This is a genomic window from Saccharopolyspora indica, assembly GCF_027853965.1.
Taxonomy (GTDB): domain Bacteria; phylum Actinomycetota; class Actinomycetes; order Mycobacteriales; family Pseudonocardiaceae; genus Saccharopolyspora; species Saccharopolyspora indica.
In genome coordinates this window covers 191,966-210,721 of sequence record NZ_JAQGLB010000006.1, presented here as the reverse complement: position 1 = coordinate 210,721, position 18,756 = coordinate 191,966, and the positions used below count along the sequence as shown (strand labels likewise).

General features: G+C 69.5%; 13 protein-coding genes. 3 read left to right on the top strand and 10 right to left on the bottom strand.

Features of this window, described 5'->3' with window-relative positions:
* Positions 1 to 98 precede the first annotated feature (98 nt).
* Positions 99 to 1,277 (top strand): four-carbon acid sugar kinase family protein, encoded by a 1,179-nt coding sequence (locus tag OU416_RS16095; protein ID WP_270927774.1) that lies wholly within the window; start codon positions 99 to 101, stop codon positions 1,275 to 1,277.
* Positions 1,278 to 2,000: 723 nt separating this feature from the next.
* Here OU416_RS16095 and OU416_RS16090 read toward each other — a convergent pair.
* From OU416_RS16090 to OU416_RS16080, 3 genes are all read right to left on the bottom strand, one after another.
* A complete protein-coding gene (locus OU416_RS16090) occupies positions 2,001 to 3,446 on the bottom strand; it encodes an HNH endonuclease signature motif containing protein (RefSeq protein WP_270927773.1) in 1,446 nt (481 codons plus the stop codon).
* Between the two features lie 666 nt (positions 3,447 to 4,112).
* The gene (hpaB, locus tag OU416_RS16085; protein ID WP_270927772.1) at positions 4,113 to 5,561 is read right to left on the bottom strand and encodes a 4-hydroxyphenylacetate 3-monooxygenase, oxygenase component; all 1,449 of its coding nucleotides are present in this window, start codon (positions 5,559 to 5,561) and stop codon (positions 4,113 to 4,115) included.
* A gap of 16 nt (positions 5,562 to 5,577) precedes the next feature.
* Positions 5,578 to 6,090 carry a flavin reductase family protein gene (locus tag OU416_RS16080; protein ID WP_270927771.1) on the bottom strand — a complete coding sequence of 171 codons (513 nt, stop codon included), beginning with the start codon at positions 6,088 to 6,090 and terminating at the stop codon, positions 5,578 to 5,580.
* 100 nt (positions 6,091 to 6,190) lie between these two features.
* On the opposite strand from OU416_RS16080, the gene OU416_RS16075 reads away from it, so the two are divergent.
* Complete coding sequence (locus OU416_RS16075; protein ID WP_270927770.1) at positions 6,191 to 6,889, top strand: IclR family transcriptional regulator; 699 nt, start codon at positions 6,191 to 6,193, stop codon at positions 6,887 to 6,889.
* On the opposite strand, the gene OU416_RS16070 is transcribed toward OU416_RS16075, so the two are convergent.
* From OU416_RS16070 to OU416_RS16040, 7 genes are all read right to left on the bottom strand, one after another.
* Positions 6,848 to 8,152 carry an MFS transporter gene (locus OU416_RS16070; RefSeq protein ID WP_270927769.1) on the bottom strand — a complete coding sequence of 435 codons (1,305 nt, stop codon included), beginning with the start codon at positions 8,150 to 8,152 and terminating at the stop codon, positions 6,848 to 6,850. The genes OU416_RS16075 and OU416_RS16070 overlap by 42 nt on opposite strands.
* Positions 8,149 to 8,988, bottom strand: a complete 840-nt coding sequence (gene fdhD, locus OU416_RS16065; protein ID WP_270927768.1) for a formate dehydrogenase accessory sulfurtransferase FdhD — start codon at positions 8,986 to 8,988, stop codon at positions 8,149 to 8,151. Before fdhD ends, OU416_RS16070 begins: the two co-directional genes overlap by 4 nt.
* Positions 8,989 to 8,994: 6 nt before the next feature.
* Entirely contained in the window at positions 8,995 to 9,396 is a 402-nt protein-coding gene (locus tag OU416_RS16060) for a hypothetical protein (protein ID WP_270927767.1), read from the bottom strand.
* Complete coding sequence (locus OU416_RS16055) at positions 9,396 to 10,883, bottom strand: Nramp family divalent metal transporter (RefSeq protein WP_270927766.1); 1,488 nt, start codon at positions 10,881 to 10,883, stop codon at positions 9,396 to 9,398. The genes OU416_RS16060 and OU416_RS16055 overlap by 1 nt, the downstream gene beginning before the upstream one ends.
* Positions 10,884 to 11,041: 158 nt before the next feature.
* A complete protein-coding gene (locus OU416_RS16050; protein WP_270927764.1) occupies positions 11,042 to 13,171 on the bottom strand; it encodes an acetate--CoA ligase family protein in 2,130 nt (709 codons plus the stop codon).
* Between the two features lie 2 nt (positions 13,172 to 13,173).
* The gene (gene frc / locus OU416_RS16045; protein WP_270927763.1) at positions 13,174 to 14,400 is read right to left on the bottom strand and encodes a formyl-CoA transferase; all 1,227 of its coding nucleotides are present in this window, start codon (positions 14,398 to 14,400) and stop codon (positions 13,174 to 13,176) included.
* A gap of 210 nt (positions 14,401 to 14,610) precedes the next feature.
* The gene (locus OU416_RS16040; RefSeq protein ID WP_270927762.1) at positions 14,611 to 16,311 is read right to left on the bottom strand and encodes a thiamine pyrophosphate-binding protein; all 1,701 of its coding nucleotides are present in this window, start codon (positions 16,309 to 16,311) and stop codon (positions 14,611 to 14,613) included.
* Positions 16,312 to 16,787: 476 nt separating this feature from the next.
* Here OU416_RS16040 and OU416_RS16035 point away from each other — a divergent pair, with 476 nt between their 5' ends.
* Positions 16,788 to 18,695 carry a molybdopterin oxidoreductase family protein gene (locus OU416_RS16035; RefSeq protein WP_270927760.1) on the top strand — a complete coding sequence of 636 codons (1,908 nt, stop codon included), beginning with the start codon at positions 16,788 to 16,790 and terminating at the stop codon, positions 18,693 to 18,695.
* Positions 18,696 to 18,756: the final 61 nt, after the last annotated feature.

The following is an 18,756-nucleotide window of genomic DNA, read 5'->3' as shown; positions in this document are numbered from 1 at the left end:
AGCCTTGTCTATGGTGATCGAGGCGCCCCGGCGGGGGAGTGGCGGATGGCCGAATTGCGCTGTGGCGAACAGAAAAGCAGGTGACCATGGGATCGCGAGTGCTGGTTGTGGCGGACGACCTCAGTGGCGCAGGTGACTCGGGTGTTCCCTTCGCGTTGCGCGAAATGCGCACGTTGCTTGCTCTGGATGACACCGGGGACGCCGAGGTGTTCGTCGCGGACACGGACAGCAGGCACGCGACTCCCGAGCGCGCGGCGGAGCGGGTGGCCGCGGCCCTGCGCGGTCATGCCGCGGGGCGAGTGGTGTTCAAGAAGATCGACTCGACCTTGCGCGGCAACCTCGCGGCGGAGATCAGCGCGATCGTGGACCATGCCGATGGCGCGGGGGTGCTGGTCTGCCCTGCCTCGCCGGCGACCGGGAGAACTGTCCTCGGTGGTGTGGTCCACATCGACGGAATTCCCTTGCACCACACCGAGGCGTGGGCGGCGGAACCAGCCGATCCGCCGACGGACATCGCCTCGACCCTCAAGCCCCTCGCGGTGAAGCACGTGGCGCTGGCCTCGATCCGGGGGAATGCGGCAGCCCTGCGAGCCCGCCTGGCGGAACTGCTCGCTGAGGTCGACGTGGTCGTCTGCGACGCGGTTTCGGAAAGCGACCTCCGAGCGGTCGTGACGGCGGGGATGGCGGCCCCGAACCAGCCCTGCTGGGTGGGATCGGCGGGCTTGGCAGACGCGCTGGCCGAGCAGTTGCGCCCGGGGCGCGAAGTGGATCCGCCCCCGCCGGTGAACGGGAACGCGCTCGCCGTGGTCGGCAGCGCCAACGGGGTATCCCGAGAGCAGGCCGAGTTCTTGGCCGAGCACTTCCCGCACATCCGCAGGTTATCGGTGCGCAACCTCCTCGACGCCAACGCAGCTGCACTCGCGCGGATGTCCGATCAGGTTCGCGACGCACTCAAGACCGGCGATGTAGTGGTCACCTTGGACGGCCCGGTCGACGTCACCGTTGCCCGGAGGCTGAACACCGCACTCGCCGAGGTGTGTGCTCCCGCGACCAGTGGGGCGGCGCTGCTGGTGCTGACCGGTGGTGAGACTGCCCGCGCGGTGCTGAGTCGCCGGGGTGTTACCGGCTTGCGTCTGCTGAACGAACTCGAACCTGGTGTGGTGCTCGCGCGTACCGAGCCTCAGCCTGGTTACGTGATCACCAAGGCAGGTGGGTTCGGTACGCCGGAGACGTTGCATCGGGCGGTCACCGCCGTTCGTTCCGGTGGTGACTTCTGACCGGCTGTTGCCGTTGTCTTGATCGGTGGCCGGGGTGTAAGCGAGTGTCGTCGGGCAGGCAGCGTTCTTGCGTTAGGCGGCGCCGAATGTGTGGTTGTTTGGGTAGTTTGAACCGTCCCTGTTTGAGTGGGGCTTCCATCACTCCCGGGACGGTTCAGTCCGGTCGCCGTGGGGCGCTTCTTGTTTCCACTCTTGAGTTTTCAAGGTGCGTGGTACTTGTATCGGTTGTGTTGTGGTGGGGGTCATCCCCGTGGTTTGTGGGATTGTGGGGGCTGTGGTCCGGATGTCAAGCCCGGCCTGGCGGCCGCCCCTTCGGGGTTTCAGGCTTGACATCCGGACCACAGCCCCGTTTTGGCTCTATGTCACGGGGATGACCCGGTATGGAACGGACCCCGGGCCGTGCTGGCGGGGTGCCGGTCGTGGGTGGTCGGGGCCTTGCGGGGTTGGGTGGTGGGGTGCTCCGTTAACCGGCAGGTGGTGTTCGGGGTTGCGGGGTTCTGCGGGCTGGCGGTTGAACAGGGGGTTGTGGCAGGGAACGGGGATGGTGGCCGTTCCGGGTTGGGTGGTGGGTTGGTTCGTCATCGCCAGGATGTTCCTTTCTAGTTGGATTGTTTGGTTTCTGGGTGTGGTGCTGGTGTGTTGGTGGTGGGTTGATGTCGCCTGACGGCGTGTAGCTTTCGGTTGGTGGGCAGGGTGGGGTGCCCCGCCCGGGGTCGGGTGGGGTCAGCGTGTGTTCGCTGGCGGTCTGTCCTCTGGTGGTGTTTTCAGGAAGCCGAGGGCATGGTGGTGTGTGGCGGGTTGGGCTTTCCCGCCAGGTCGTGGTGTGCGTGTCGGATCGACACTTGCCGGTGGGGTGAACATCGGGCGACCACGCTGGAGTTCGATGTCCCAATGGTGGTTGTGGATGGTGCGGTGGTGGTGGGCGCACAGCATCACCATGTTCTCCACGCTCGTCGGGCCGCCGTCGACCCAGTGCACGATGTGGTGGGCTTGGGGCGTTCCGGCCGGGTGGTCGCATTCCGGGAATGCGCACACCCCGTCCCGGACCAGCAGTGCGGCACGAATATGCGTCGGCGCGGTCCGCTGCGAGGCACCCACATCCAGAGGCAGGCTGTCCCCGCCCATCACCATCGGGAGAACCTCGCAGTCACAAGCGATCCTGCGGATGGTCTGCGGGCTCAGGTACTGGCCGGTGCCCTCCAGCATCCCCGCACCACCAACGGCGTTCTCGCCGCCGTTGCTGGTGGGGAGCTGGTTTTTGAGGTCGGTGTAGTCGATGGTGACCGTCAGGTGCGGCTTCTGACCACCAGTGCGGGGCATCCCGTCGGTGTCCAGCACCAGATCGAGCAGGGTCGACAGGCCGTCGGCGTTGCGCTGCCCGACCGTGCGCGGGTCCTTGACCCCATCAGATTCCGGGCGCGGCGCCGCCAACGGCCGCAAAGCCGTGACGAACTTCGCCCCGGTCTCCCGATCGAGGCGGGCCTTGATCACCAGCATTCCGTCTCGGGCGGTGGCGTAGTGCAGCTCCCGTGATTCGAACTGCGCCCGTTCATCGGTCACAGCGCCGTCGGTGTCGATCATGTAGCGGATCCGGTCGGCGAGTTTCGCCAGATCGCGGGGGCATTGGCGGCAGGCGTTCTCGACCAGCAGTCGCTCGATTTCGGCCGCGCGGTGCTGGGTGTTTTCGGGCAGCCTGGTTAGGCAGCGGGAGATCACCCGTGCGTGTTCCAGGCTGATCACGCCCTCTGCCAGGGCTTCTCCGGTTGCCGGAAGGTCGACGGTGGTGGGCTCTGCGGTGGTGTCCGTGCCAGCGTCATCGCCCACAGCCGGGGCGGTGGTGGCGGTGGCGATGCGGACCCGGGTCGTGGCGTCCTGGCCGTCGATGTTGAGCAGCGTTTTCAACCACACCTGCGTCGACCGCGCACCCTGCACAGCGTGCAGGCGTCGGCGGTCGGCCTCAGCGATCAACCGCAGCTGTTCCATCCGGGCCTGGCGGATCTGCTGCTCTACTTCTCCGATCCGGGCCGTGAGTTCTTCGTCGGTCAGGGAGTCAACCGCAGGCGCCCACGGCCCGCCCGGCGTGGGCGCATCCCACGCGGGCAGGGCGGACACGATCACGCCCGCGCCAGCGGCGGGGGTCGTGTCCTGGGTGGTCATCAGCGGTGTCATGCATCAATTCTCTCAACAATCGAACGAGAATTCGAGCACATAACCGTCCCACAAACGGGTGATCACCATACCCACCAAACACGAAAACCCTTACCTAGAACCAAAAACCGCCAACATCCGACGGGTATTCGTCGGCGTGTCGTTGGCATGCGGCCAAACGTGAACATGAAAACCACGAATGTCCTATGAGGACTAAATGAGGCGTCTCACAACGGCAGGCTTGGCCTGTTGACAGTCAGACCTCGGGAGCCATACCGCCAGCCCGCAGAACACAGCAACCAGACACTCGAACCACCGGCGGCGAAACACCCCACCACCCAACGCTGCAAGGCCCCGACCACCCACGACCGGCGAGCTACCTGCACGATTCGGGGTCCGTTCCATACCGGGTCATCCCCGTGACATAGAGCCAAAACGGGGCTGTGGTCCGGATGTCAAGCCTGAAACCCCGAAGGGGCGGCCGCCAGGCCGGGCTTGACATCCGGACCACAGCCCCCACAATCCCACAAACCACGGGGATGACCCCCACCACAACACAACCGATAAAAGCCCCAACCACCCACCCACCAGCTAACAACGCCCCCGTCCCTACACCCACAACCCAACCACCCCCGAACCAAAACAGCGGCCGCCGAGCGAAGAACGCACGACGGCCGCTGCCCGAGATCACCGCTGCAAGAAGTCCTGAACCCGCTTCCGAACGCCTCCGTCGTCGTAGGACCCGACGAACGCCCCGGCCATCCGAACCGGGTCGCCGAAGAAGAAGTGCTCGTAGAGGTTCTGCCGCCCGGCGAAGGCGGAGGTGCTCGCGTCGAAGGCGAGCTTGAACAGGCGCACCCGGTCGGGGCCGTCGATCGACTTGCCCTGCAGGTAGGTCTCCACGTCCGAGCGGGCGGCGCCGAAGACGTCCTGTTCGGCAGGCAGGCCCATGAGGCCGCTCGCGGAGAACTTGCGCACGATCTCCGGGAGGCGCTGGGAGGCCTTCGGGTACCAGTTCCGGGCCGTGTTCAGCGGGGTCCACAGCGGGGTGTGGACCCCGAACTCGTTCTTGGCCGCCTGGGATTCCGCCGACTGGAGGAGGGCCTTGCCGATCTCCACCGTGGTGATCGCTTCCGCCAGGTCCTGCTGGATGTGCTGGAAGCCGTCGATGCCGATGGCGTCGGCGAGTTCGGTGAGCAGGCCGAGGAAGAACTCGCTCTTGGCGACCGTGCGGGTCACGACCTGGTGGGTCATGTGGGTCGTCGCGCTGGTGCGGGTGTAGAAGCCGTTGCACAGGTCCGTGTCGCGCAGGACGAACACGCGCTCGTACGGGACGTGGACGTCGTCGAAGATGACCACGCAGTCGCTCTCCTCGAAGCGCGCGGCCAGCGGTTCGTCGAACTTGCTGCGGTTGGTGTGCAGCGGCTGCCGGGCCAGGAAGCGCAGGCCGGGGGCGTCGGTGGGGATCGCGAAGGCGAACGAGTAGGGCTCGTCCTCGGGGGTTCCGCGCAGGACCGTGGAGGGGAACACCAGCAGTTCGTCGGCGATCGGGGCGACGGTGGCCAGCATGCGGGCGCCGCGGACCACGATTCCGTTGTCGTCCTCGCGGAGCACGTGCGCCATCAGCGCTCCGCCGCCCTGCTGGCCGCCGCTGACGCTGCGGTTGACCTGGGGCGGGATCAGCGTGTGGGTGCACAGGAGGTCTTCTTCGCGGACCTTCTGGTAGTAGTGCTCGATGTTGTCGCCGAAGGCCGGGTCGGCCTGGCCGAACCAGGACTTGGCCTGGCCGAGCGCCATGAGGGCGCTGTTGAGGTAGTCGCCGGTGCGGCCCAGCATGCCGCCGGTGTGGTTGGCCCAGGTGCGGAACGACTCCCGCCTGCGTCGCAGGTCGTCGTCGTTGTCCGGCACCAGGAACGAGGTGGCGACGCGGTCGCCGGAGGTCGGGGACTCGTAGGTCAGCACGTCGCGGTGCTCGGGGCTGACCTGCATGTCGAACAGTTCCGCGTAGGTGCGCGCCACGCCGGCGAAAGCGGGGTGTTCCGGGGTGTTCCCGGTGACGGTCTCGCCGTCGATCTGGACGTGGATGCGTCGCTGCGCGAGGTCGTCGAGGTATTGCTGTCCAGAGCGGGCGCCCATCGTGCTTCCTCCAGGTTCAGAGCAGGTTCTCCATGCCGAGCAGGGGTTCGTCGATGGTGGTGAAGCGGCTGTTGGCGAAGCCGAGCAGGTCGCCGCCGCGGTAGTCGAAGTCGACGACCTCGCCGATGTGCAGCGTGTGGTCGCCGGCTTCGCAGGTGCGCCACGGGCGGCATTCGAGGTGCGCCAGCGCGCCCACCAGCTTCGGGGCCGATCCGGTGTCGTCCCAGGCGGGTTCGGCCTGCGGGCGTCCGGCGAAGTGCAGGGCGAGCGCCTGCTGCTCGGCTCCGAGCACGTTGACGGTGAACGGCCGTTCCGGCAGCTCGCGGTGCGCCTTGGCGGCGTTGGCGACGCTGACCAGCACCAGCGGCGGGTCCATCGACACCCCGGTGAAGGAGTTCGCGGTGAACCCGTGCCGCCCGCTCGGGCCGTCGAAGGTGATCACGGTGACGCCGGTGGCGAACCTGCCGAGGCAGGAGCGGAGCCGGCGCTCGGCATCGGCCGGGGAGCGGGCCGTGCGGGGACGTGCCATCTCGATCACCTGAGTTCTATAATCGAACTGCAAGCTCTATTTGGGAACGCTAACGGGCTGTGAGCGGCAACACAAGGGGTGGGCGGCTATGTTCGCCGACATGGTCGAACGGGCGAAGAACGACGGGGCGCGATCGCAGACGCTGTCCCGCGGCATCCAGGTCCTGGAGGTGCTGGCCGCGGCGGACCGGCCGCGCACCATCGACGAGCTGGCGGCCGAGCTCGGCGTGCACCGCTCGATCGTCTACCGGATCGTGCGCACTCTGGAGGACCACCGCCTGATCGCCAGGGACTCCGCCGGCCGCTGCGCGCCGGGCGCGGGACTGGCCGTGCTGGCGCACGGCGTCTCGCGCGACCTGCAGAGCGTCGCGGTCCCCGAACTCGCCGCGGTGGCGGCGGATCTGCGCATGACGTGCTTCGTGGTCGTGCACGACCACGGCGAGTGCATCACGCTCGCCAGCGTCGAACCCCGCCGCGCGGCAGGCACCGTCGCCGAGCACCCCGGCACCCGTCACCCATTGGAACACGGAGCACCGGGAGTCGCCCTGCTGACCTTGCTGGGCACTGAAGGCATGGGCGCGGACGTGGTGGAGCGCGTGGCGCAGGCACGGCGGCAGGGCTACGCGACCAGCCACGACGAAGTGATCCCGGGCCTGTCGTCGGTGGCGGTGCCGATCGCCTCGCGCGCACTGACCGGCGCCGCCGTGGCCGTCGTCTACGTCTCCACCGACCGCTCGCCGGAAGACGTCGCTGAACGGCTACAGGCCGCCGCGAACGCCATCGGCGTGCAGATCGGGTGAGGGCAGCGTCCTCGGCAGCCCCGGCCGCCGCAACGCTCCACGGAGGACAGCGCCGGACAGCGCCAGCACCGCAGCTCCCAGCAACGCGACGGGGAAGCCCCACTGCGCGGTGACCACCGCGCCCACACCGATCCCCACCACACCGCTGGCGGCTTTAGCGCTGTAGACCAGCCCGTGCACCTCGACGCTGCGCTCACCGAAGTACTCGCGAGCCAGCGCAGCGGACAGCGGGTAGAAGGCCCCGCCACCAATCCCTGCCGCAGCGGCTCCGGTGAACAGCAGCGCGGCCGAGTCCTGCGCGACACCGACCAGCAACACCACCTGCCCAGCAGCCTGGACGGTCACCACCCAGCCCAGCGTGCGGCGGCAGCCGATCCGGTCGGCGACCGGGATCGCCAGCGCCCGGCCCGCACCGTTGATCGCGATGAACACGGCCACCACCGGAACGCCCGCGAACAACGCCAAGAACGCCGCGTCGAACAGCGAGACGGTGGCTGCGCAGAACAAGCAGACCGCCAGCACGGGCAGCGTCGGCGTGCGCAGCGCCTCGACGGTCGAGAACTCCCGCACGGCAGGCGGGTTCGGCCTGGTCAACGCCCACCGGCGCGGATCGACGTGCGCGGGCCACCAGTGCTGCGGAGGGTCGCCCAGCAGCAGACCGCACCCGAGCACCGCCACGAAGAGCGCCACCGCGAAGGCGTCCAACGCCACCGCATCCACCGGCAGCAACAACACGAACGGTACGGAACCGTAGGCGAAAGCCCCGGTGACGAAGCCGACCCGCGCCGCAGCGCGCTCCGGGAACCACTTTCCCGCAGTCGACGTGCACGCCGCGTAGACCAGGCCCGCGCCGGTGCCGCCCAGCACCGAGTACCCGACGAGCAGACCAGGCGCGGAAGCCGAGTGGGCGAGGCTCAGCACCCCGCCCGCACTCAGAAAAGCGCCCACCACCAGCACGGTTCGCGGACCGATGCGGTTGCGCTGGCGCAGGTGGGCGACCGGCAGCCCGGCGCCCGCCTGGCACACGGCCCAGCCCGCCAGCGCCCAGAACAGCCCCTCGCGGGCGAGCCCGGCCGCGACCAGTCCCGGTACCAGCGACCCGTAGGCGTACTGCATGGTGCCGACGAGCAGCATCGGCAGCCAGCACAACCACAGCACCGCACCGCGGGAGCGCCCGATGAGCTCGCTCGGGTGCTCGCCGAGCCGGTAGCGGCGGCCGTGGTGGTCGCGGACCTCCCGGCCCGGCGAGTGCAGCCCGATCACGCCCGCGCCTCCGCCAGCCCCAGCCGGTGCGCCCCGGTGTAGACGTTCATGGTGCTCCCGCGCAGGAACCCGACCAGCGTCAGCCCGGATTCCGCAGCCAGGTCCACCGCCAGCGACGACGGCGCGGAGACCGCGGCGAGCACCGGGATCCCGGCCATCACGGCCTTCTGCACCAGTTCGAACGACGCCCGCCCGCTGACCACGAGCACGCTCCCGGACAACGGCAACCGCCCGGAGCGCAGCGCCCACCCCACGACCTTGTCCACCGCGTTGTGCCGGCCGACGTCCTCGCGCACGCAGCGCAGCGCCCCGTCGAGCCCGAACAGGCCGCTGGCGTGCAAGCCGCCGGTGCGGTCGAAGACCCGCTGCGCGGCGCGCAACCGGTCCGGGAGTGCGCTCAGCAGCCGTGGTTCCAGCGTCGTCGAGTCGTCGCGGACCGGCCAGCTCGCCACGGTGCGCACCGCGTCGAGGCTGGCCTTCCCGCACACCCCGCAGGACGAGGTGGTGTAGAAGTTGCGCTGCAACGAGGTCTCCGGCAGCGCCACGCCTGGCGCCAGCGCGACGTCGAGCACGTTGTAGGTGTTCGACCCGTCGTCGGTGGCGCCCGCGCAGTAGCGGATCGTCACGATCTCCTCGGTGCCGCGCACCACCCCTTCGCTGACCAGGAACCCCGCCGCCAGGTCGAAATCATCGCCCGGAGTGCGCATGGTGACCGTCAGCGGCCGACCGCCGAGCCGGATCTCCAGCGGTTCCTCGGTGACGAGGGTGTCCGGCCGGATCCGCCGGGCCCCGTCGCGCAGGTTGACCACCCGCCGCCTGCTGGTGACTCGTCCCACCGCTGCTCACCCGCTCCGCCACATCCGCTCCTGCACCCACACGAACCCGATCGCGAACCCGACGCTGATCAGCGCCTGGTAGACCAGGAACGCAGCCAGCTGCGGCGGCAGCGCGAGCCGCCCGGCCAGCACCAGGCCGGTGACGACCTCCTGCACCAGCCGCGCCAGCGGGAACGCGATCAGCCAGTACAACGCCACCGGCGCGAACGCACCGCCGCGCAGCACCCCGCGCGCCCGCAGCGCGCTGCACCCGGCTCCGAACGCCGCCAGCGGCAGCCCGAGCGCGACCGCGGTGACCACGGCCCAGCTCGCCGGCACGCCGCTGAGCACCGCCAACCCGTCGGCGAAGAGCGCGCCGACCGTGCCGATCACCAGCCCCGGTGCGAGGACCTGCTTCGTGGTGGTCATCAGCTCACGACCACGCCGAAGGCGAACAGGCTGTAGAACAGCAGCCCCAGGTAGAACACCGCGCCGAAGCCGATGATCGCGTTGCTCCACCACCTCGGCCGGATCGGGCGCGGCAGCATCCGGTTGTTCACCAGCAGCAGCACCACGCAGTAGGCACCCATCGCGAAGGTGGACAGGAACGCCAGCACGTCGAGGATCGCGCCGGGCCCGTCGGCCGGGCCGAACAGCAGGATCGCGATGCCGAACAGGATCACGCCCCACAGGAACGCCGCGTACAGGTGCGACATCCGGAACCGCCGCGCCCCGGGCACGAAGTGGTAGGTCATGTCGGCCTGACCGCGGGAGAACGAGTCGAACAGGCCGAGCGTGGCGTTGAGCCCGATCAGCGCGATGAACCCGAGGAACACCGAGCCCAGCACCGGGCCGCCCGCGGAGGTGAAGGCGTCGGCCATCGCGGTCAGCGACGCTTCCCGCTCACCGGACTCGATCAGCCCGCGCACGTCGGGGTTCTCCCGGGCCGCGGACTGCGCCAGCACGGTGAACGAGATCGTCACCAGCATGGTGATGCCCCAGAACAGCAGCAGCGCGTCGAAGGTGACCCAGCGCCGCCAGCCCCGCCACTTGCGCAGCTCCTCGGGGTCCTCGGTGTCGAACATGAACCCCCGGGAGGGCATCGCCTCCTCCTCACCGGCGTGCCGCAGGCCGCGGATGCTCGGGATGTGCGCGCCCATCCCGGCGCCCTTGTCCCGCAGGTGCAGCGTGTACCACATCTGCTGCATGCCCGACGGCCCGGCGAAGGCGACCGCGCCGACGACGATCGGGAACCAGGTCGGCGACATCGCATCGGCGGGGAAGTAGCCGAAGTGGAACATGCCGGTGAGGGTGCTGGTCAGGTCCGCGAGGTTGCCGACCATCGCGGCCACCACGGCGGTGCCCACCACCAGCAGCCCGATCAGCACCGACAGCACGTTCTCCAGCAGGTTGTAGATCACCTTCGCCAGCGTGAAGACGACGCCCACCAGCAGCAGCCCGATGCACGCCGAGACCACCCACGGCACGCCGGTGATCTCCTCCAGCGCCGCGGCTCCGGCCGAGAGGTGCCCGGGCCAGATGTAGACGGCGATCGCGGTGACGAAGAAGAACCACATCACCGGTTTGGCCACCCGCGCCGCCCCGGAGAAGATGCTCTCCCCGGTCGCCATCGCGTAGCGGGCCATCTCCAGCATCACCACGGCCTGCAGGGTGACGCCGATCAGGAACAGCCACCGGATCTCCGGTCCGAAGACCAGCACCAGCCGGGGCCACATGTAGGACTCGCCCATGCCGACCCCGAGCGCGACCAGGAACACGGTCGGGCCGAGCAGGTGGATCGACGGCGGCGATTCGGGCAACGCGCGGATCGGCATCGGTTCCAGCCGGCCCGCCTTCCAGACCTTGCTCCCTATGACCGGTTCTGAATCTCTCCCCGGCGCCTTCTCAGCGTCCACACTCCGACCTCCTCGCCCTTCGGGATTCGCTGTGCTCACACGTGGTGATCAGGCGCCTCCCGTTCCCGGCGCGAGGTGGATCCGCGCACCGGGAAGTGCCCGATCAGGCCTTTCGGGTGGTGCTCGGCGTCATCCGGGGCGCGCTGCCCCGGGTGGCGTCAGTCGAGGAGTCCGGCCGCTCTGGCCCACTGGTACTTGGCGCCGAGGACGGCGACGGGCTTCTCGGTGGTGTAGGGGAAGGCGACGATGCCGTGGTCGTACAGGTAGTCGGCGGCCTTCTCCACCTCGGTGTCCCCGGCCAGGGACACCACGATCGGTTTGTCCACGCCCTCGGCGCGCGCCTCCTCGGCGACCCGCGCCGCCAGCTCGGCGAACACCATCGGCGGCGTGACGATGGTGTGCCAGTAGCCGAGGATCAGCGCGTGGATGCGCGGATCCCGCAGCCCGAGCCGGATGGTGGCCTCGTAGGTGCTGGGCGGTTCGCCGCCGGTGATGTCGATCGGGTTGCCCGCGGCGCCGAACGGCGGGATGTAGCGGCGGAACTCCGCGTCCAGGTCCGGCGGGATGTCCATCAGCCGCAGGCCGTTGGCCACGCAGGCGTCCGACAGCAGCACCCCGGAGCCGCCCGCGCCGGTGATGATGACGACGTTCTCGCCCTTCGGCGTGGGCAGCACCGGGATGCCGCGCGCGTACTCCAGCATCTCGTTGAGCCCCGGCGCCCGGACCACCCCGGACTGGCGCAGGACGTCGTCGTAGACCTTGTCGTTGCCCGCCAGCGCGCCGGTGTGCGAGCTGGCCGCCCGCGCGCCCAGGTCCGTGCGCCCGGCTTTGAGCACCACCACCGGTTTCTTCTTGGTCACCCGCTGGGCGGCCTCGACGAAGGCCCGGCCGTCCTTGAGGTCCTCCAGGTGCATGGCCACGCAGTGCGTGTTGTCGTCCTGCTCGAAGAAGGTCAGCAGGTCGTCCTCGTCCACATCGGACTTGTTGCCCAGCCCGACGATCGCCGACACGCCCATCTTCGTGGTGCGGCTGAAGCCGAGGATGGCCATCCCGATGCCGCCGCTCTGCGAGGTCAGCGCGACTCCGCCGCGCACGTCGTAGGGCGTGCAGAACGTCGCGCACAGGTTCTGCGGCGTGTAGTAGTAGCCGTAGATGTTGGGTCCCAGCAGCCGGATGCCGTGCTTGCGGGCGACCGCGACGACCTCGTCCTGGAGCTCCTGGTTGCCGGTCTCGGCGAAGCCGGAGGGGATGAGCACCGCGGCCGCGACGCCCTTGCGCCCGCAGTCCTCCAGCGCCGCCGCCACGAACTTCGCAGGCACCGTGAACACCGCGACGTCCACCGGTCCCGGCACGTCGGTGATGCTCCGGTAGGCGGTGCGGCCCATGATCTCGTCGGCCTTCGGGTTGACCGGGTGGATCTCGCCCGCGTAGCCGCCGTTGATCAGGTTCTTCATCACCGAGTTGCCGATCTTGCCGTCCTCGTTGGAGGCGCCGATCACGGCAACGCTGCCCGGGTTCATCAACCGCCGCATCGCCCGCAGGATCTCCTCCTGCGAGTGCTGCGGCGGTGCCTCGTCCGGCTCGGTGGCCAGCACGATCCGCACGTCGGCCGCGGTGGCCCCGGCAGCGGTGGCGAAGACCGGGTTGAGGTCGAGCTCGCTGATCTCCGGGAAGTCGTGGACCAGCTCGGAGACCCGGCGCAGCACGCCGGCCAGCGCTGCCGCGTCGACCGGTTCGCCACCGCGCGCACCGCGCAGCACCTCGGCGGCGGCGATGTCGTCGAGCATCGACAGCGCCTGCTCGGGGGAGAGCGGCGCGAGCCGGAAGGTGACGTCCTTGAGCACCTCCACCAGGATCCCGCCGAGCCCGAACGCGACGACCTTGCCGAAGGTCGGATCGGTGGTCGCGCCGACGATCACCTCCAGGCCGCTGACCATCTGCTGCACCTGCACCCCGGCGATGGCCGGGTTCTCGGTGAAGGCGTGCGCGTTGGCCAGGATCTCCGCGTAGCCGCTGCGCACCGCTTCGTCACCGGAGACGCCCACCAGCACGCAACCCGCGTCGGTCTTGTGCAGGATGTCCGGGGAGACGATCTTCAGCGCCACCGGTCCGCCGATCTCGCCCGCCAGCGCCACCGCCTCGTCGGCACTGGTCGCCAGGCCTTCGCCGGCGGTGGGGATGCCGTAGGCGTCGCAGAGCTGCTTGGCCTCGGGCGCGGTGAGCGCGGTGCGGCCCTCGGCCCGGACCGCGTCCAGCACCTCCCGCACGCGGGCTGTCTCGTGTGCCATCCTCAGATCACCCCGTTCGCCTTGAGCTCGGCCAGCTCGGCTTCGTCGATGCCCAGCCGTTCCTGGAAGATCTCGGCGGTGTGCTCGCCGAGCAGCGGAGAGCGGTCGACCCGCACCGGGGAGTCCGAGAGCTTGATCGGGCAGCCGACGGTCCGGAACGTGCCGCGCTCCGGGTGGTCGACGGTGACGATCATGTCGTTGTCGGCCAGCGAGCTGTCCTCGATGATCTCCCTGGTGGACAGGATCGGACCGCACGGCACGTTGTGCTCGTTGAGCGCGGCCAGCGCCGCCCACTTGTCCTGGCCGAGCGTCCACTCCTCGATCAGGCCGAACATCTTGTCCAGTTTGGACAGCCGGGCCTCCGGGGTGGCCCACTCCGGGTCCTCGACGAGCTCGGGCCTGCCGATCAGCCGCGCGATCGGCGCCCAGCCCTGCGGCTGGACGATGACGTAGAGGTAGTCGTTGGGCCCGCCCGGCTTGCAGCGCACCGCCCAGCCGGGCTGCCCGCCGCCGGAGGCGTTGCCCGACCGCGGCACCTCGTCGCCGAAGGCGGCGTTGGGGTACTCCCGCAGCGGTCCGTGCGCCAGCCGCTGCTGGTCGCGCAGCTTGACGCGGCACAGGTTGAGCACCGCGTGCTGCATCGCCACCGAAACCCGCTGACCGCGGCCGGTGCGCTCGCGCTGCAGGAGGGCGGCGAGGATCCCCGCGACGGTGTGGATGCCGGTGCCGGAGTCGCCGATCTGCGCGCCGGTGGCCAGCGGCGGCCCGTCCTCCAGCCCGGTGGTGCTCATCGAGCCGCCCATCGCCTGGGCCACCACCTCGTAGGCCTTGAAGTGGGTGTAGGGACCGTCGCCGAAGCCCTTGATGGAGGCGTAGACCAGGCGCGGGTTGATCTCGCGCAGCCGTTCCCACGGGAAGCCCATCCGGTCCACGGTGCCCGGCCCGAAGTTCTCCACCAGCACGTCGGACTCGGCGACGAGCCGGGTGAAGATCTCCTTGCCCCGCTCGGACTTCATGTTCAGCGTGATGCTGCGCTTGTTGCAGTTGAGCATGGTGAAGTACAGGCTGTCGGCGTCGTCGACGTCGCGCAGCTGCCTGCGGGTGATGTCGCCGGTCGGCGCTTCCAGCTTGACCACGTCGGCGCCGAGCCAGGCCAGCACCTGCGTCGCGGACGGCCCGGACTGGACGTGCGTCATGTCCAGCACCCGGACACCCTCCAAAGCGCTCATCTCAAGCACCTCTTCTGTCTTTGAAGCGGCGTAGCCGCTTAGCCCACCCTCGGCGCTCGCACCGCCGCGGGTTCTCAGCGTTCGCCTGGCGAGGACAGCCCGGTCGCTGTGTGTCGGGCATACACGAGAGCGGGCTCCCGGAGTCCAGGCGGGCGCTGAGGTTCCGCTACCCGCACCGCCGAGCAAGGCGAGTCTGGAAAAGAAGAATTCTCACTTGTACATCGTCTGGTTCATGGTTCCCGGGGCGTAGACCTCGGGGTCGACCCAGACGTTGATCAGGGACGGTTTGCCGGATTCGCGGGCGCGGCGCAGGGCCGGGCCGATCTCGCCGGGCTCGCGGACCTCTTCGCCGTAGCCGCCGAGCATCTGGGCGAACTTGCTGTACTCCACGTCGCCGAGGGTGTTGCCGAGCCGGCCGCGGTCCGCGCCGTACTTGGCGATCTGGCCGTAGCGGATCTGGTTCATCGAGGAGTTGTTGCCCACGATCCCGATGAAGGGCAGGTCGAAGCGCACCATGGTCTCGAAGTCCCAGCCGGTGAGGCTGAACGCGCCGTCGCCGAACAGGCACACCACCTCCTCGTCGGGGCGGGCGTGCTTGGCGGCCATCGCGAACGGCAGCCCGACGCCGAGGGTGCCCAGCGGGCCGGGGTCCATCCAGTGGCCCGGCGCCTTGGGCTGGATGACCTGGCCGGAGAAGGTGACGATGTCGCCGCCGTCGCCGATGTAGCGGGAGTCCTCGGTGAGGAACTCGTTGATCTCGTGCACCAGCCGGTACGGGTCGATGGGGGAGGCCTCGGAGAGCTGGCGCGGCAACCGCTTCTCGTAGGCCGCGGTCTCCACCTCGCGCAGTTCGCGGATCCAGCTCTGCCGCTTGCTCGCGCCGTTGTCGAGCCTGCCGGAGGTGGCCTGGGCGAGGGCGGTGAGCACCGCGTCGGCGTCGCCGACGATGCCCAGGTCGATGTCCCGGTTGCGGCCGACCGTGCGGTAGTCGAGGTCGATCTGCACCACGGTGGCGTCGGGGGACAGGCGGCGGCCGTAGCCCATCCGGAAGTCGAACGGGGTGCCGACGATGATGATCAGGTCCGCGTTGCCGAAGGCGTGCCTGCGGGCGAGCTGGAAGTGCAGCGGGTCGGCAGGCGGCAGGGTGCCGCGTCCGGCGCCGTTCATGAACGCGGGCAGGTTGAGCTCGCGCACCAGCTTGACCGCCGAGTCGGTGGCCCGGCACGTCCAGGTCTGGCTGCCCAGCAGGATGCACGGCTTCTCCGCCTTGACCAGCAGGTCGGCCAGCTTCTCCACGGCGTCGGGATCGCCCGCCGAGCGGGTGGAGGCCCGGTAGCCGCCGGCCAGCGGGATGCGCGCGCGGTCCACCGGCACCTTGGCGTCGAGGATGTCGCGCGGGATCTCCAGGAACGACGGGCCGGGCGAGCCGTGGAAGCACTCCCGGAAGGCCATCGACACCATGTCGGCGACCCGCTCGGTGTGCGGGACGGTGGCGGCGAACTTGGTGATCGGCGCCATCATGTCGACGTGCGGGAGGTCTTGCAGCGATCCCATCTTGTGCTGCGACAGCGCGCCCTGGCCGCCGATGAGCAGCATCGGGCTCTCCGCGCGGAAGGCGTTGGCCACGCCGGTGACCGCATCGGTGGTGCCCGGCCCCGCGGTCACCACGGCGCAGCCGGGTTTGCCGGTGACGCGGGCGTAGCCGTCGGCGGCGTGCGCGGCGACCTGCTCGTGGCGGACGTCGATGACGTCGATGCCCTCGTCCGCGCAGCCGTCGTAGATGTCGATGATGTGCCCGCCGCAGAGCGTGAAGATGGTGTCCACGCCTTCTGCTCGGAGCGCTTTGGCGACCAGGTGACCGCCGGAGATCAGCTCTGCTCCGCCTGTTTGATCGGGTGATGTCTGGGCCATGAGCGCTCTCGTCCTCTCAGAGGGAAAGGGCTGCGGTCGGCTCCATACTGCATACCGTATGAGGCAATGTCAGGGATACCGCAGCGGGTGGCCGGTTGTCCATACCCGGTCGCCCGGATGCAGTCCTGAACGTCCTAAGTGGACGCAAAGGCTGATCCTCCGGAGGTTTTCCGGGTTTGTGACATACTGTATACTGCATGCTCCGGCAGGTGTCCGGGATGGTTCCGGCCTGCTCAGCCGCGTTGGAGCGCCGCCGACATTGCCATCGAACGGCGGATGGCCGGGGGCCGACCGGCGGGCGAGCATGGGACTCCCGCGCTGCGAGACCTGCACGAGCGAGTCCTAGACCGATGGCGTCGGTGGTCCGGCCGGGTGGCGAGTTCGCGCGAGATCGTCCCGGCACGCGCCGATTTCGCGCGACAACGCCGGCATCGCAACACGAGCGGATCTGCGATCTCCGAACCGAGGAGGCAGCAATGAGCTACACGCGGTTGACCGAGCCCCTGGTGCGTGACGGCGGCGAGCTGCGCCCCGCGTCGTGGGAGGAAGCTCTGGACCGCGCGGCCGAAGGGATCGCGCGGACCGTCGAATCCCGCGGCCCGGACGCCTTCGGCGTGTTCTCCTGCGCCCGTTCCACCAACGAGATGAACTACGTGGCGCAGAAGTTCGCCCGCGCCGTCATCGGGACCAACAACGTCGACTCCTGCAACCGGACCTGCCACGCGCCGAGCGTGGCGGGACTGGCCCAGGTCTTCGGCAGCGGTGGCGGCACCTCCTCCTACCAGGAGATCGAGGACGCCGACGTCATCGTGATGTGGGGCTCCAACGCCCGCGAGGCGCACCCGATCTTCTTCCACCACGTGCTCAAAGCGGTGCACCGCGGTGCCGAGCTCTACGTCGTGGACCCCCGGCGCACCAGCACCGCCCGGTGGGCGCACCGGTGGTTGCAGCTCGACGTCGGCACCGACATCGCGCTGGCGCACGCCATCGGCCGCGAGATCATCAGCGCCGGGCTGGTCAACCGGTCGTTCATCGACCGGGCCACCAGCGGCTTCGAGGCCTACGCCGCCGAGGTCGAGCAGTGGACGCCGGAGGTCGCCGCGCTGGAGACCGGGGTGCCCGCCGAACTCATCGAGGAGCTCGCGCAGGCCTACGCCCGGGCCGATCGCGCGCAGCTGTGCTGGACGCTGGGCATCACCGAGCACCACAACGGCACCGACAACGTGCTGTCGCTGATCAACCTCTCGCTGCTGACCGGGCACGTCGGCCGCTACGGCGCCGGGCTGAACCCGCTGCGCGGGCAGAACAACGTGCAGGGCGGCGGCGACATGGGCGCGATCCCGAACCGGCTGCCGGGGTTCCAGGACATCCTGCTGCCGGAGGTGCGGGCCAAGTTCGACGCGGCGTGGGGATCGAGCATCCAGCCCCGCTACGGCTGGCACCTGACGCAGATGTTCGAGGCCATGGACCGCGGCGAGCTGACGGCGGTGTACGCCATCGGGGAGAACCCGGTGCAGTCCGAGGCCGATTCCGGCCGCACCCTCAAGCGGATGCAGAACCTGGAGCACCTGGTGGTGCAGGACATCTTCCTGACCAAGACCGCGCAGCAGGCGCACGTGGTGCTGCCCGCCTCGGCCGCCTGGTGCGAGAGCGACGGCACGTTCACCAACAGCGAGCGGCGCGTCCAGCGGGTGCGCAAGGCGCTGGACCCGCCGGGGCAGGCGCGCGACGACATCGACATCATCTGCGAGATCGCGCGGCGGCTGGGCCACGACTGGCACTACGAATCCGCCGAGCAGGTGTGGGACGAGATGCGCGCGCTCTCGCCGATGCACCGGGGGATGAGCTACCAGCGGCTCGCCGACCTCGGCGGCATCCAGTGGCCGTGCTACTCCGAGGACGAGCTGGAACCGACCTACCTGCACGGCCGGTTGTGGGCGGAGGACCCCGCCGAGCGCGGCGAGCCCGCGGCGTTCGCGCCGGTGCCGCACAGCCCGCCGGTCGACGAGCTCAGCGAGGAGTACCCGCTGCGCCTGACCACCGGGCGTCGGCTGGACTCCTACAACACCGGTGTGCAGTCGGGCGGTTTCAGCTCGCCGATGCGGCGCGGGGAGACCATCGACCTCTGCCCGGCCGACGCCGAGCGGCTCGGCGTGGTGGCGGGGGAGAAGGTGCAGATCTCCTCGCGGCGCGGCTCGATCGTGGCACCGGTGCGGCTGGACGACGGGCTGCGGCCGGGGCTGGCGTTCATGACCTTCCACTTCCCGGACGAGGTGGACGTCAACCTGATCACCATCGAGGCCACCGACCCGGTGGCGGGCACCGCCGAGTACAAGGCCTCGGCGATCCGCGTCGACAAGCTCCCCGCCGAATCCGCCGTCTGAGGCGGGGGAGCGGTCAATTTCGTACGAAATTGACCATCACCCGGGTGAACGTCGAGTTCGT

Bases quoted from the DNA above. Each gene is read 5' to 3' on its own strand.
- frc (WP_270927763.1), bottom strand. From the start codon at position 14,400: ATGAGCGCTTTGGAGGGTGTCCGGGTGCTGGACATGACGCACGTCCAG.
- OU416_RS16060 (WP_270927767.1), bottom strand. From the start codon at position 9,396: ATGACCACCACGAAGCAGGTCCTCGCACCGGGGCTGGTGATCGGCACG.
- OU416_RS16075 (WP_270927770.1), top strand. From the start codon at position 6,191: ATGGTCGAACGGGCGAAGAACGACGGGGCGCGATCGCAGACGCTGTCC.
- OU416_RS16035 (WP_270927760.1), top strand. From the start codon at position 16,788: ATGAGCTACACGCGGTTGACCGAGCCCCTGGTGCGTGACGGCGGCGAG.
- hpaB (WP_270927772.1), bottom strand. From the start codon at position 5,561: ATGGGCGCCCGCTCTGGACAGCAATACCTCGACGACCTCGCGCAGCGA.
- OU416_RS16090 (WP_270927773.1), bottom strand. From the start codon at position 3,446: ATGACACCGCTGATGACCACCCAGGACACGACCCCCGCCGCTGGCGCG.
- OU416_RS16050 (WP_270927764.1), bottom strand. From the start codon at position 13,171: ATGGCACACGAGACAGCCCGCGTGCGGGAGGTGCTGGACGCGGTCCGG.
- OU416_RS16040 (WP_270927762.1), bottom strand. From the start codon at position 16,311: ATGGCCCAGACATCACCCGATCAAACAGGCGGAGCAGAGCTGATCTCC.
- OU416_RS16080 (WP_270927771.1), bottom strand. From the start codon at position 6,090: ATGGCACGTCCCCGCACGGCCCGCTCCCCGGCCGATGCCGAGCGCCGG.